This is a genomic window from Pandoraea pulmonicola, from assembly GCF_000815105.2.
GTDB classification, from domain to species: Bacteria; Pseudomonadota; Gammaproteobacteria; order Burkholderiales; family Burkholderiaceae; genus Pandoraea; species Pandoraea pulmonicola.
Genome location: NZ_CP010310.2, coordinates 3,354,072 through 3,369,002, shown reverse-complemented (window position 1 = coordinate 3,369,002; position 14,931 = coordinate 3,354,072). Strand labels below are relative to the sequence as shown.

General features: G+C 59.4%; 4 protein-coding genes and 1 pseudogene. 3 read left to right on the top strand and 2 right to left on the bottom strand.

Annotated elements, in window-relative coordinates:
* Positions 1-126 precede the first annotated feature (126 nt).
* A complete protein-coding gene (locus RO07_RS14410) occupies positions 127-3,318 on the top strand; it encodes a hypothetical protein (protein WP_072637050.1) in 3,192 nt (1,063 codons plus the stop codon).
* A gap of 178 nt (positions 3,319-3,496) precedes the next feature.
* On the opposite strand, the gene RO07_RS14405 is transcribed toward RO07_RS14410, so the two are convergent.
* Both RO07_RS14405 and RO07_RS14400 read right to left on the bottom strand, forming a co-directional pair.
* Positions 3,497-8,305 (bottom strand): DUF1601 domain-containing protein, encoded by a 4,809-nt coding sequence (locus RO07_RS14405; protein WP_052267328.1) that lies wholly within the window; start codon positions 8,303-8,305, stop codon positions 3,497-3,499.
* Between the two features lie 671 nt (positions 8,306-8,976).
* Positions 8,977-10,872, bottom strand: coding sequence for an NEL-type E3 ubiquitin ligase domain-containing protein (locus RO07_RS14400; RefSeq protein ID WP_160118117.1), 1,896 nt, complete (start codon positions 10,870-10,872; stop codon positions 8,977-8,979).
* Between the two features lie 970 nt (positions 10,873-11,842).
* Between RO07_RS14400 and RO07_RS26590 the strand changes: the two are divergent.
* A pseudogene (locus tag RO07_RS26590) lies at positions 11,843-12,093 on the top strand (IS5/IS1182 family transposase); the annotation flags it as partial.
* Between the two features lie 77 nt (positions 12,094-12,170).
* The gene (locus tag RO07_RS26060; protein ID WP_147284640.1) at positions 12,171-14,861 is read left to right on the top strand and encodes a hypothetical protein; all 2,691 of its coding nucleotides are present in this window, start codon (positions 12,171-12,173) and stop codon (positions 14,859-14,861) included.
* Positions 14,862-14,931: the final 70 nt, after the last annotated feature.

Below are 14,931 nucleotides of genomic sequence, written 5' to 3'. Positions count from 1 at the left end.
TGCCCCGGAGAGCCTCGTATGCCTACCACTCCGAACTTACCCGCCCACAGTAGTCACCCCCACTCACGGCCTGCGGTTGGCCCGGCGACACCATTGCCAGCGAGGCCGCGATCCCCGCAAGCCGCATTGGCCCGGGAACTGCGCGAAGTGCGGGCGGCGCGGGCGCCTGAACTGGAGCCGTCTGCCGTCCGTGGTGTTGCTCCCGACGCCGGCACGAGCCACGCGTCGCTCGGCGTGGGGGTGGCAAAGGTGGGCTATCAAAAGCGCCCTGGGACGCAAGACGCAGCCGAGCTTGCCGCCCCCATAAAATTCAGGCGTTCCGTCGAGACGGCAGCGGTGCCCGGCCTTGAGCGTGAAAGATTGGGTGCTGCTGTCAGCGTTCCCGGAGAGTCCGGGATGGACCATACGCGCCGGCTGCATGCCAATAAGCCGGAGCTGATGCCCGCGCAGCTTTTGGGAGTCAAGGGGGGCCGCCTCAGTAACGATCCCGCGTTCCAGGGCGGGCTGCCGCCCGAGCTGGCGGCCATCCGTGACACGACGCCACGTCATGAATGGGAGTCCAGGACGGGCTATGCTCGCCGGCTGCACGCGGATAAGTCGGACTTGACGCTCGCCCAACTCGCGCTGCTCTCGGGTGTTTCTGAAAGTAACCTCCGTAGCGATCCCGCGTTCTGGGGCGAGCTGCCGTCCGAGCTGGCGGCCATCCGTGACACGACGCCGCGCCGCGAGAGGGAGTCGAAGATAGGCTATGCGCGCCGGCTTCACGCCGATAAGCCGGACCTGACGCTTCTACAGTTGGCGCAGCTCTCGGGCGTCACGGGAGATAGCCTCCGTAGCAATCCTGAGTTCCGGGGCGAGTTGCCGCCCAAGCTGGCGGCCATCCGTGACACGACGCCGCGCCGCGACGGGGAGTCCAACATCAGCTATGCGCGCCGGTTGCACGCCGCTAAGCCGGACCTGACGCTCGCGCAACTCGCGCAGCTCTCGGGAGTCATGGAAAGTAATCTCCGCGGCGATCCCGCGTTCCAGGGCGAGCTGCCGCCCGAGTTGGCGGCCATCCGTGACACGACGCCGCGCCGCGATGGGGAGACCAACATCAGCTATGCGCGTCGGTTGCACGCCGCTAAGCCGAGCTTGACGCTCGCGCAGTTGTCGCGGCTCTCGAGAGTCTCGGGAGGTAGCCTCCGTTGCGATCCCGCGTTCCGGGGCAAGCTGTCGCCCGAGTTGGTGGCCATCCGTGACACGACGCCGCGCCGCGAAGGGGAGTCCAGGATGGGCTATGCGCGCCGGCTGCATATCGACAAGCCGGACCTGACGCTCGCGCAACTCGCGCAGCTCTCCGGAGTCACGGAACGTAACCTCCGTAGCGACCCCGCGTTCTGGGGCGAGCTGCCGCCCGAGCTGGTGGCCATCCGCGACACCACGCCGCGCCGCGAAGAGGAGCTCAACAGCGACTATGCGCGCCGGCTGCGCGCCGCCAAGCCGGACCTGACGCTCGTGCAGCTCGCGCAACTCTCGGGAGTCCGGGAAGGTAGCCTTCGTAGCGATCCCGCGCTTCGGGGCGAGCTTCCACCCGAGCTGGCGGCCGTCCGCGACACGACGCCGCGCCACAAAGGGGAGTCCAAGATAGACTATGCGCGCCGGCTGCACGCCGCCAAGCCCAACCTGACGCTCGCGCAGTTGGCGCGGCTCTCGGGCATCACGGAAACTAGCCTCCGTAGCGATCCCGTGTTCTGGGGCGAACTGCCGCCCGAGTTGGCGGCCGTCCGCGACACGACGCCGCGCCACAAAGGGGAGACCAGCATCGGCTATGCGCGCCGGCTACGCGCCACCAAGCCGGACCTGACGCTCGCGCAGTTGGCGCAACTTTCGGGACTCACGGAAAGTAGTCTCCGTTGCGATCCCGCGTTCTGGGGCGAGCTGCCGCCCGAGCTGGTGGCCATCCGTGACACGACGCCGCGCCGCGAGGGGGAGTCCAAGATTGAATATGCACGTCGGCTGTACGCCGCTAAGCCGGATCTGACGTTCGCGCAGTTCGCGCAGCTTTCGGGAGCCAAGGAGAGCAGTCTCCGTGGCGATCTCGTGTTCCGGGGAAAGCGGCTGCCCGAGCTGGCGGCCATCCGTGACACGACGCCGCGCCATGAATCTCGCCTTTTGGACGCCAACCGCCCACGCCTCATGCCCGAGCAGCCCCCCGGCGCTTCGAACAGCGTCCCTGACATAGGCGATCCGTCTGGCGCCGCCCCGACGGCGGCGATTGCCGTGCAAGTGGAGCTCGTTCAGGTCAAATCGGAATCGGCGCCGCGCCCTGCGCCGATATCCGTCTTTGTGGAGCGTACGCTGGATCAATCACGCACCGCGTACTTCCGGGAGCTGGCGCAGCTGTGCGATCTCACCGGTGAGCGGGCAGCATGGTCTTCGGTGCTCGAGGCCGCGCCGGGCATCGTCGTGCGCCACCGGATGGATCCCGTCCCAGCCCTGGAGAATGCCTTTCCGCTGCGTGATCCGTCAGATCCCCTGCATCGGGTCCATCCACGCTATGCTGATGTGCGTGGGCATATTGCCGCTGGGGTCCAAGCCACCGAAGCCAGGCTCGGCAGAGGCTATTTCCGCTACATTGAGGCGCTTGCCAAACATGACGAGCATCGGCGGCTCGCCCCAATGAGGCGCACTGAAGTCACCCTGCTCAGAGATTCCCTGCAAGCCGATGTTCTCGCAGAGATGCAGCGCCTCATCGCGGGACGTGCCCAGGATGTGCCGCGATGTCGCCCCAGAAGACTCCAGGCCAACGAGTTGCTTGCGCATGAACAGATCCTCGCTGGGCAGTACGGTCTATTTGCGGTAGACGCGCTGGCGCCCGAGCAACGCCCAACCTTGAGTAACGGCAAAATACTGGCCCTCTATATGGGAGCGTTGCTGGAGTCCGACGATGAGATGGCGCAATATGCTCAAACGCATCCCGATTCGCTAGCCTATGATTTTGAGGTTTCCAGGCACCGGGTGCTGGCGGGACTCGGCGCGACTAACAGCGTGGCGTTTGCCAACACGGCGCTGCTGCCCGGGCCCGAACCCGCCTATGATCACCAACGGCTTAACGCTGTGTTTATCCCCTTTGACGTTTCGATGATCGACCGGGATGGGGGCAACTGCCGCGAAGCGGTAATAGCTCTGGTGGCGCTCGACAATCTGTACAGCGCCACCAACCCGGCCCGGGAGGTGCGGGTTGACTATGGCGAGGCTTACCTTGCTCAGTTCGCCACCATGCCGTGCGCGGCCTCAGCCTTTCAGGCCGCAACTGTCATCAAGCGGGAGGAGTAGGGGGAAACGAACGGGTACGTTGGAAAACGGTTCCGTCGATGATTTGCCCGCGCGCTTCATTGATGTCTTCGAGGCTCTGCGAACCGTCTATTCGATTGCCGCTATTGCGATAGAACCGCACGCGTCCATTCTGAGCAATTCTGTATATCGAAACATTCCAGGCTGCCGCTCGCCCTCTTCATTGCTGCGGCAGAACTGGCCGTAGTGCGTCGATGCCGATCTCCATGACGCCCGCGGCCATCGTCGGATTCTTGCGCAGCTCGCCCAGTGTTTTTTCGGGATCGAAACTGCCGTCGCGTAACGCTCGTGCGGTGGTTTTGGTGTAGGGGACGGTGCGTACTCGGCGAGGGTCGGCTTTGCAACTGGCCTCAGCTCGCTCGAATGACCGCATCCATCGATTGAACAAGGTCGTATCGGTATCCGACTTGAGCGCGTCCGTCCCTGCCTTGATCGCCATCGTCAGGAAATTGCGCGTGCCAAGGTCCCAGTCCTCCCGGTCCAGCAATGCGCCGATTTCTGCGGGAATTCCGCTGGTTTGCAGTCGCGCTTTGAACGCCTTGGCAATCTGCTCGCGTATCTCGTTCGGCTGGGCGAGATAACGTGCGGCCGCCGAACTCGCGCGGCCCATCAGACGGTGCCCGTGCAGTGCGTCGATAATCTCCCTGGCACGCCCGGCTCGATATATCCCGTTCGAGTCGATCGCCACCTGTGCGGTCTTGGGGGGCTTGAACGAGGGCATTGGGCCCCGTTGCGCCGCGCGTGCCTGCATGGCGCCATCGATCGCGCGCGCAAGCGCAGGACAGTCAAGGTAGAGGAAAGCGTCATCCCCATCGGTATCCATGTCGCGCTTTCGCAGTTCGTCGATCGGCATCGCGCCACACTGGCCGGGCAGCAGGATGTCCTTGACGCGAAGACTGCCGGTGCTCTGCATCTGTGCGGGAATCTCGTGGCGTTTGCGTCCAGTGGTCCAGGCGGAGTGCATTTTCATGTCCTGGCGGGAGCACGCCATGTCGAGTGCGTGGTAGTGCCGCGGCCAGTGTTCATCGGGGACGACAATCAACATGCCCTTGCCATGCAGCATGCTGCCGGTGTCGGAGGTGTCGGAGGTCTCGTCAAAGCCCGTATAGCTGTACTGAATCGCGAAGTGCCCGGCCAGGAACCTTGCGGTCAAATCTCCCGACGCCTCGGTAGCTAGCGTGCTGGCAGCCACGGGCAGCAGGTTCTCCTTGTCATAGGGCGGCTTGCCGATCAACACGGGTGCCGTGCGGCCCGGGGCAAGGCCCGCGCACAGTTGCGTCGGCAGGTGAAACTGGTCGTCGGCCGAGGGCACCGCTCGGATTCGCATGCTTTCGTAGGGGCCGCGCACCAACAGATCATGCAATTGCAACTGAGGGATCCTTACCGCGTCGATTGTGCGCAACTTCGCGCGCATCAACTCGCGAGCCTCGTCCAGTGCGGCCCGATCGCGTGCGAAGTGCTGCAATGCCTGGGGCGCCATGGTGCCCGGGGCGACCCTCGACATGTCGCGGCGTTGCTGGGCGGGTGCAGCCTCCCACGCCTGCATCCGCTCGCGCAAGGCGGGGATGCGCTGTGCCACACTGGCCTTGATAAAGCCGCAGCCGTCGTTCGGGCACAACGCCAGGGGCGTGCCATCAATTTGTGGCTTGAAGGGATGCGATGCCCCCGGCACGTCGTCGAACCAGCCGATGGTCAACGTGCCCTCGCCAACGTGAGTATGCGGCACCGTCTCGAGCAGCGCGCGCTGCATGCGCGCCCAGTCTTCCTTGAGGGGTGCGAGCTTGCGCACGAGGTTCATCAAGGCGCTTCCCGGTGCGCTGTCGGCATACGGCACCGCAGGCAGCGTGTCGTGACCGCGAGACGTCCCCGCCAGGATGGCTTCTACCGGCTGATGTCGGCCTTTTGTCAGGCGGCTGCCGCCAAACATGTCGAATCGCCAGAGTTGATCGTCGTAGCGGAACGTGCGGGCCAGCATGAATCGGCTCAGCGTCCCCGGGAGCTTGACTTCGACCAACGGCAGACGGGTAATTCGCGCATAGAGGGAATAGTTTTCCGCCTCCCGTTGCTCGCGCGGCAATTCGCGCCCCATCATGTCCACGAGCACATGACGGGAGTTGCCGACGGTCGGCGCGACTTCCCGGAATTCGCCTCGCATAGCCTGATGCACGAGCGCCGGATCAAAGCGAGTCGGCGGGCAAGTTTGTGCGATGCGCTCATGTTCCCGGTGCATGAATCGGTCCATGGCGTCGTCCACGTCGTCGCTGGCCTCGATCTGGGCGATCAGATTCCAGCTCATATCGCTCAGATCGCGCTGGAGCGTTTCGCGGGTTTGCGTGAGCATGGCATCCACCCAGTTCCGTACCAGTAGGCCGCGCTGCTGATCGGCTTGGCTCTCCTGTGCCATGCTGGCGACGACATTGTAGGTTTTGAGAATCTGATAAAAGGTCAGTGCCGGACATCGCGTATCGAACGTTTCCGACGGCGCCGTTGGTCGAACCGCGAGCATTCCCTCCCGGGGTTCGTTCAGAAAGCACGTTGCCTTGCGCGCCACGTGCGGATGGAGGGCCATCAAGGAGTGCAGGGTCTCTGTACGGTACCTCGACAAGCGCTTGTTGCGCAGCAACGGGAGCAGGCCGATACACAGGTTGCCCAAGGTCTCCAGATTGTCACCGGGCAGTCCGGTCGGCAGCAGGCATCGCAGTCTGGCGAGGGTAGAGGGAGCCAGTGTCGCCAGGGTTTTGTGCAGCTGCAAGGCGGCTATGGCCTTGATTGTCGTGGCGATCTCAAGCATTTCGGCATCGATTATCGTGTCGTGCGCGTGCATATGATCGCCCATGCGTTGCAAGAGTTCGGTGAGTGTTGCGGGCGGATCCTGGTCCGCGCACCGCAACGCCAGTCGCGCCACGGCGTTGGCGATCTGCGCCATTTGGCGCAGGTCGTACGAGGGCCACGTCTCGGCTTGACCGTGCAAGTACTCGGCAAACGTCCATCCTGCGTCTTCGCATGCCTCGACACCGAAAAATCTCCCCAGCGCGTTCAAGGTATTGGTGATGGCGTGCGCGTTGAACTTGTCAACCAGCGCATTGCCTCCCTTGACAATATGCCGCGCTAAGGCGAGTGCGGCGTCCTGCGCGGCCACTTGATCAGGCCACTTGCTCAGCGCACTCAGAGTATTGGTAATGTCCTGCGCGTTGAACCTGCCAACCAACGCACTCCCCACCTTGACAATATGTCTCGCCATGCGCAGCGCGGCACGCTGCATGTCAGCGTCGCCGGGCCATTTGCCCAGTGCGTTCAGGGCGCAGGAAAATTCTCGCGCATTGAACGTGTCCATCAACGCATTGCCCACCTTGTCAATATGTCGCGCCAGGCGCAGTGTGGCGTGTCGCGCGCCGGTTTCATCGGGCCATTTGCCTAGCGCGTTCAGGGTATTGGCAATGCTTTGAGCGTTGAACGCGTCCACCAGCGCATTGTCCATCTTGTCAATATGTCGCGCCAGGCGGAGTGTGGCGTGTCGCACGCCGGTTTCCTCGGGCCATTTGCTTAGCGCGTTCAGGGTATTGGCGATGCCTTGGTGATTGAACTTGCCAACCAAGGCATCGCTCAGTCTGACAATGCGCTGTGCCAGGCGCAGTATGGCGTGCCGCGCATCAGCGTCGTCGGGCCATTTGCACAGCGCGTTCAAGGTATTGGCAATTTCTTGCGCGTTGAACCTGTTCAGCGCCGCGTCATTCAACTCGACAATGCACTGTGCCATGCGCCGCATGGCGGGACGTGCCACAGTGTCATCGGGCCATTTGCACAGCGCGTTCAGGGTATTGGCAATGCTCTGTGCGTTGAACCTGTTCTGCGCCGTGTCATTCAGCTCGATAGTGCACCGTGCCATGCGCCGCGTAGCGCGCCGAGCATCAGCGTCATCGGGCCATTTGCTCAGTGCGTTCAGGGTATTGGCAATGCTCTGTGCGTTGAACCGGTTCAGCGCCGTGTCATTCAGCGCGATAATGCGCCGTGCCATGCACCGCGTAGCGCGCCGCGCCTCAGCGTCATCGGGCCATTTGCATAGCGCGTTCAGCGTAATGGCAATGGTTTGCGCATCGAACTTGCCAACCAGCGCATTGCCCACTTTGTCAATATGCCGGGCCAAGCGCAGCGCGGTGTGCCGCGCATCCGCTTGATCGGACCATTTGCTCAGCGCGTTCAGGGTACAGGCGATGTCTTGCGCATCGAACTTGTCCATCAACGCATTGCCCACCTTGTCGATATGTCGCGCCAGTTGCAGCGCGGTGTGCCGCGCATCCGCTTGATCGGGCCATTTGCTCAGCGCGTTCAGGGTATTGGCAATGTTCTGCGCGCTGAACTTGCCCACCAACGCATTGCCGCTCCTGACAATGTGTCGCGCCAAGCACAGCGCGCCGCGCCGCGCGTCAGCCTCTTCTGGCCATTTGCTCAGTGCGTTCAGGGTATTGGCAGTGTTTTGCACGAACTTGCCCACCAACGCATTGCCGCTCCTGACAATGTGTCGCGCCAAGCACAGCGCGCCGCGCCGCGCGTCAGCCTCTGACGGCCATTTGCATAGCGCGTTCAGGGCACTGGCAATGGCCTGCGCGTCGAATTTACCAACCAACGCATTGCCTGCCTTGACAATGTGTCGCGCCAGGTCAAGCACCGCGAGGCGACACATCGGATTGCGAGGGCATTTGCAAAACGCGTTGAGGTACATGGCTATTTCATGCGCCTGCAAATTCCGCATATCGATCCTGCCGGCAATTGCGGCAAGACCCGTCGCGCAATCCGCCACTCTGGCAAACTTGCTCAGCTTGTTTGCCACATGGGCCATCTTCCTGTCCTGCCCTTGACCAAACCAGGCTTCGTTTTGCAGGCATTGCGCCACATCGCTGATATACGCGCTTAGCACCTCCGCGCTGAGAATCTGAGACTGCTCCGCAAGACGCTTCAGGTGGTCGTCCATCAATCTGGCATTTTCTATGAGCGCCCCATCGCGCAAGTGTTTGTGTAGTGTCGGAAGCGTGCCTCCGTAGCTCGTCCGCTCGCCCCGTTCGATCCGAGAGCTACCGAAGTGGTGCTGCCCAGAGCCTCCAGGGCCATGTTGTGCGAACCACGTTCTCCTCCACGCACCCACAGAACCTGCTCGATTGACACTTTGCGCGAAGCTACTGCGCCGTTGCGGTCCAAATGAGGCTTCCTGACGCTCCAAGGGGCGGGATGAGGTTCCTTGCGACGTCATCGGTTCGCCCGCTGTGACGGCGTGGGACGCTTTTGCCAGGCGATGTGGCGAGCGTGCGGATGAGGTCGTCTGCCCACCGAGTTTGTATGCTCCCAAGTTTGATGACGAGGACGACACCTCGCGCACTTGCTTTCTGACGGGAGACTGTCCGTCAACGGGCGCAGGTCGTTTTCGGCCTCGCCCTCCTTGAGTTTGCTGCCAGGATGGGGGAAGGGATGGCGCTGTGATACGTGGCATGCGTAGTTGGTGAGGTCGGACGGAATTGGCTAAAAGTGCCCAACGTCCACAAATGAGAAATCCTCTCAAACCTTTACCAGTCAAGGTTTGATGGAAAAGTATCTGCCTGGCTTGGTGACTTGCTTGTATCCCGCTGGCGTTGATCGCCGCCGGTGCGGTCACCGATTGCCAGTGCCCAAGATCAGGTCCATGAGCGCCTCCTGCCCCCGCTTGCGCAACAACTCCCAGGTGAGCTCTTTATAGAGCGCGAACTGCTGTGCCTTCATGATGCCGACGCCAACCTGTGCCTGCGTATCGTTGTCTCCCCGCAGACTAAGACTGGCCAGTTGCGCCGCCATTTCTTGCTCATATCGGGGCAGCATGTCCCGCATTTCTTGACGCGCTCGCGCTGTCCCATCAGGATCCAGGCGCGCCAGCACCTGCTGCCAAGGCGCCCATTCGACCAGGAAATACTGAGGGAACTCCGTGGACTCTCGAGCGCGAACCTCTTGCTCGGCGTCCCTCAGATCCTGTGGTGTCACCCCCGAGACGTTGAAGAAGCGCATGTTTGCGATGTCGGTGGGCAATTTCAGCCGGTCGCGCAACTGCACCTGATAGGCCAGATGGACTTCGATTTCGTCAACCAGCGGTAACACCTGAGCCTTCTTGCGGGCGATCTTCTCCAGGGCGTCCAAGCGAAATGCGCCGCGCCCGCAGTCGACGATCTCATCGAGCCTCGCATCGTATTCGCCACGGGCGATGGCGTGCGCATGGCTGAGTTTCGTCAGATTGTTATAGGTGAGCGCGACCCGGTCCTCACAGGACTCGGTGGCTCCTTGCACGACCTGAAAGGCCAACTGACGAAGCTCTCCATCCTGGACGAGCTTGGACAACCAACTGGCGACCGCTGTCTTGAAGTCGGCGTTGCAATTGACGGATGCTCTCAAACGGTCCAGAAACCGGGAGAATTCCGCAGCGTGCGCTTCCTCGCTGTGCGTCTGCCATTGCCCCATCGGCGCCTGCTCATCGCTGGTGAACCAGTCTCGAACCGCGTTGGGAAGAGGGCGCGCCGGTGGGATGCTCACGCCGGCAGTCGCCGCGAAGAAGCGGATCTGAGGCCCGCTGTATTCTGGTGCCGAAGTAGCCGCATGCAGTCGTTGCAGGTAGGCAGGCGAGAATGAGTGGTCATTAACAGATACCAGGCCACGGTGCGGCATGCTCAACACGTTTGACGGCAGGCGGGTCAACGGGTTGACACGAGCTTCAATCCACTCGAGGCTCGCAGGCAGGGTCGGCAGTTCCGTCAGTTGGTTGTCATACACACAGAGCTTCTTGAGGCGAGCGGGCAGGGCCGGCAGGCGGGTCAGTTGATTACTATCCGCGCTGAGCAACGTGAGGCACACGGGCAAGGCCGGCAGGCGGGTCAGTTGGTTGCAATCCACGCTGAGTTCCTTGAGACCAGCGGGTAACGTCGGCAGCTCGGTCAAATTGTTATCGCTTGCGTAGAGTGACGTGAGGCTGATGGGCAGTTCCGGCAGATGAGGCAGATGGTTGCCGCCTACGTGAAGTATCGAGAGACTCGCGGGCAATTCCGGCAATTGGGTCAAACGGTTGGCGTTTGCGTGAAGCGTCATGAGGTCAGCGGGCAAGCCCGGCATCTCGGTCAGTTCGTTGAGGCGTATGTCAAGCGACGTGAGACACGCGGGCAATTCGGGGAGACGCCTCAAGCTCAATTCACGCAAATCCAGGTTGCCATCGGCCATATTGAGAATCCTGTCCCTGGCCACCGCACGTTGTTCCTCCTTCCCATCCCGCACCGGCGGTGCGATAGCCACCCATGCGCATAGCGCGGACCGGTAGAGACCGTCGACGTCGTTGCCCTGTCCTCCGCGCCATTCAGGCAAGCTACCGATCAGTTCGCTCAGGAGCTCGTGCGCGTCCACGCGAATATCCAGCGTGACCAGCACGTCGCGGGCGAGTTGCGCATGAACCGGTGAGGGATCAGGGGACTGGCTATCGTGCGCGTTGGAAACGCAAAGGCTTGCGAGAGTATCCGCCAGTGCCTTGGTGTCCATGCCCTCTCGGCACGACCGGGCCAAATGCTGAATCAGGTCCTGGCGCGTCAGCTCGATGTTGGCTCTGCCCATCCGGCCGAACTGGCGATGAGTCCAGGCGAGCGCAGCCAGCAACGCAGCGCAGCGCCACTCGTGCCCCGAATCGTCCCCATGACCCACATACTCCAACGTTAGCCTTTCGGCTTCGCAGACTTGCTGGGATGAAGAGAGCAGTGCGCCCGACGGCTGAGCCGGCATAGCGGGTAAATATAAACTGGCGGGAGTGATCGGCATGGGGGGCATGGCAATTGAGAAAGACATCGCCTCCGAGTTTTTCGGCAACTGGCCCGGCTTTCTCTCGTGGGATGTCTGGCGCACTGGCGGACTCAACCGCCGTCGCCAGCCGGATAGGCGCATGTTGGACGATGAACCGCATCGCCGACTATAAGAAAACACGCATCCGGATGACTACAGATTCTTCTCGGCCTCGACGTGCGCGGTCATGAACTCACCACGCGTATGGCTTTGGTCGCAACACTCCTTATGAATCTCTTCGCCGACAGCCGATGCGAGTGCTTAACTATTAGGATTGCGAAATGTGAGAATTATCGTGAGCCAAGTTCGTGCAGTGTCATCCCAGTGGCACGGATCGCCAAGGTTGATTGCTGCGCAGACGGAGAACATTGCGAGGGGAGCGCGTGTTACGCGGAACAAAGCGCTCCATTTGCACAATGCCGAAAGAGCGATTTATGCTAGTTCAAATGATGCAGCCTCTGAGAGAATACGAATCGCCAACATGACCTGAGCGTTGGGGCATTCAGGCCATATGCCTGGGGAATGGCAAGACCAAAAATCAGCAAGAATTAGGGGCGGCGCTAAGCCTTGATTCCAGCCTTCACATCCCCATCCATGGGCGGCCGACGCCGGACGGTGGACGACCGCGCCGCATCAAACGGCAACCCGCACGCTCCGCAAATCGATATTCCGTGGGAAGGACTACGACTCCGCTCGCTGTCGGCGTCGCCTGAAGCTGCATGGCATCACGGCTCGCATCGCAGGTCGCAGAGTGGAAAGCAAGGAGTGGCACAGGCTGCATCGCTGGCTAATCGAGCGCACGCATGCCTGGTTTGTCGGTTTCGGAAAACTGCGCATTCGTTTCGAGCGGAGTTTAGACATTCACGTTGTGCTGCCTCCCTCACTGCCCCGATCATCTGTTCACGCTTCGTCGACGATTTTGGTTGACGATTCTTGGCAACGCACCTGCAAGGTCTATTTTTCTCTAGGCATCTAACCTGCCGTCCGCAATATAGGAGGAATTCATGAATCAAAACTTGGCAATCCTAAGTGTTAACAGAAGAAATAACGGAAATTTCAATATTGCAAGGCATGACAACCCACATCCATCCCGTCGAAGCAAGGCCGCACCCATCAGCGTACAAAACTCTTCGCGAACGGCGACGCTATATGCGCTTTTGCTGGCCGGGCAGTATGTCGCACAGGCAGCGGAAGTCCTCAAGAATCCGCCCGGAAGGTTGAGTGATGCAATAAAGCCGAAAAGTAACCCTGGTGCGAAGTCTAATGACGATGCAACAGGCGAATTCGCCTCCAGGGCGAGGGAAAGTGCCGGGCCCGGAGCACAAAGAAGCAATTCCAGTGAAGCGCACGCCTCTGGCATGCAGCCGAAATCTCCCGCGACACTAGTCGAATTGCAAGAAAACTCCCACCGAAATGCCAGCGCTTCCTCCAATGTCACCGGTGCGGTTCCTGTTCTAACCGATGCAGTCTCTGAAGACTCTCACTTGGTGAGCGATTCCCGAAGTCGTGATTCGACGCCAAACGTCCTTCAAGCACAACCCCACAAGCGCTCTGTCGACGAAAAAAACGCTACTCGCGAGGCAGTGGCGAGTGACGTTCAAACGGAAGAGCATCCGCTAATTGTCGCGAGACAAAAGGCCATTCGAAATCTGCTGGGGGAGGCGGCGAATGGGGTGAGCGATGCGGATCTATTGGCCTTCGCAAACAAGATTCACTCCAATGAGGGGAATAATGGCAACAGCGATCTCGTAAGTGATGCCGACTTGGCGCTGTGGAAAGAAGAGGCAATAACTTGGTGCGCAGAAAATGGTGGCGATAAGCGCGCTGTAAACGAAGAGAGATGCCTCGAGATCTTCAAAGAGGCATGGGATCTTGCCTTAAACCCACCACCACCTCCTTCTGGATTCAAAACTTGGCACCAGATTAAAGAGGATCTGGAAAAGAATATGTCTGTCTTTGAGCGAATGAAGTATAAGTTCACGCCCGGCGGGGGTGCTGGGGAGGTCGCTCAAATAAATGCGAGAGCGACAAAACTGTATTACGCGCAGTTTGTTGATTACATCGAAAAGCACCTTGATCGATTTGCTACGGCAAAGGCCATTTCAAATGCGGGGATGGCTGGTCTTAGTCCACTTGAGATGGAATATCCTATCAGGAGTGCAAGGATTGTCAGGGGTGTTTCTCTTAATACCCTAAAACCCAAGGGGGATAATCCATCCATACGTGTCTATCCGACAAATATCCCATTGACGAATAAAAATCCGGCGGCCTTTATATTCCCATTTGGAGGTTCGCAGGAAGATGCGCATTTTGGAGTTATTGGGCCAAAGGGGGAGTTTAAAATTATTACTCGGAAATATCCTGGGTGGGAGACGGAAAGTTGGGGAAGGCTCTTGGAAGTGAAATTCAGTAATCGTGAAATCCTGAGCGCCATGGGGATTCCGTTTGCAACGCACGATAATCCATTTTCGCCGGAATGCCAAGCAAGCAATCTCGGAGCCTGCTCGATCGCCAACTTCATTGTTGACAAGGGCACGGAGATTGGATTTTTCATGGCCCTTAATGGCAAGGCGGTCAAAGAGGTAATGGAGGGTCAAATCCGGGAGGAGGTGAAGCACTCCATAAAATCATTCAAAGAAGGGAACGATGGAAAGGATGCCATCGACAAGATATTCTCTCTGATGATTCCATTCTATGATCAGATCATCGGTGGCATAAATGATCCTGGTCATCAGGTTGAGATCGGGGATATTGCATTGGATTTGATCGATGTGGGCCTTACGCTCACCGCAATAGGTAAGATCGGTGTCAGTACTCTTAGAGGTGGGCTCGCGAACGCCAGAGCCACACTCGCTGCTGGGAAGGGAACTTTGGCAGCCTTTCGTTCGTTCAAGGAAAGTATAAAAATCTCTAGTTTGGCGAGGAAGGTGGGGGGCGAGCTTCTTGATTTTGTTTCACCTCCTTTTACGAGCTTCAATTTGAATAGAATAAAAGGAGGGGATCTTCCGCTGACGGAACTTAAAAAAATAAAAAACCCTGATGGGGCGGACGTGCTGCGTTGCAAGAGAGGGGCTTTCGGCAACTGCGGCTTCAATTGGCGGCCCTCGCGGGTTGGTCCCGCTCCCGGTAGAGCGAGGTATCTTGATGAAATTTACAAAAAAGTTGATGTGAAATTTAAAGATCCATATGTGACTGAAGCCGGTTTAAAGAAATTTATTGATAGTAGGGCTGACCTTGAATTGCCTGATGTTGTATATCGAGCTCAGCCTCGCCCGGGGGGAGGTGGTGTTGGTGGGGTGAGTTATAAGGAGGTTGGTTTCACAGGTCCGGCGCACGCAACGCAGGACGATGTCTTGGTTTCGGCTATTATTCACACCGCGAGCGAGACAGGAGTAAAAGCCAAGGCTGCCTCGCTTTCGGGGAAGCAGGAGGTATCTATGCATTTTATGACGGAAAATAGAGATAGGGGATACGCTCTTTTTAAAATTAATAAGCCAAACGGAGAGAATCCGTTTAGGCGAATTGAGGGAATTATAAAATACGATGGTCCTCGATTGGTTGAGGAGGGGAAGCTTACCGAGGAGCAGTTAATAGATGCTTGTTATCAGGTATTTATTACCAAGGAAGATGAGATTTTCTATGTGGCGAACTTTGGAAAAATACCCCAGAATTTGGTAAGTGAGGTGCAAGTGTAGTGAATCTGCCGTGTTTTTAGCAGTGAGCGCCCGGAATTGCCGCTTGACATTTCCGGGCACACTTCAGGCG

Bases quoted from the DNA above. Each gene is read 5' to 3' on its own strand.
- RO07_RS14405 (WP_052267328.1), bottom strand. From the start codon at position 8,305: ATGGACGACCACCTGAAGCGTCTTGCGGAGCAGTCTCAGATTCTCAGC.
- RO07_RS14400 (WP_160118117.1), bottom strand. From the start codon at position 10,872: ATGGACACCAAGGCACTGGCGGATACTCTCGCAAGCCTTTGCGTTTCC.
- RO07_RS26060 (WP_147284640.1), top strand. From the start codon at position 12,171: ATGAATCAAAACTTGGCAATCCTAAGTGTTAACAGAAGAAATAACGGA.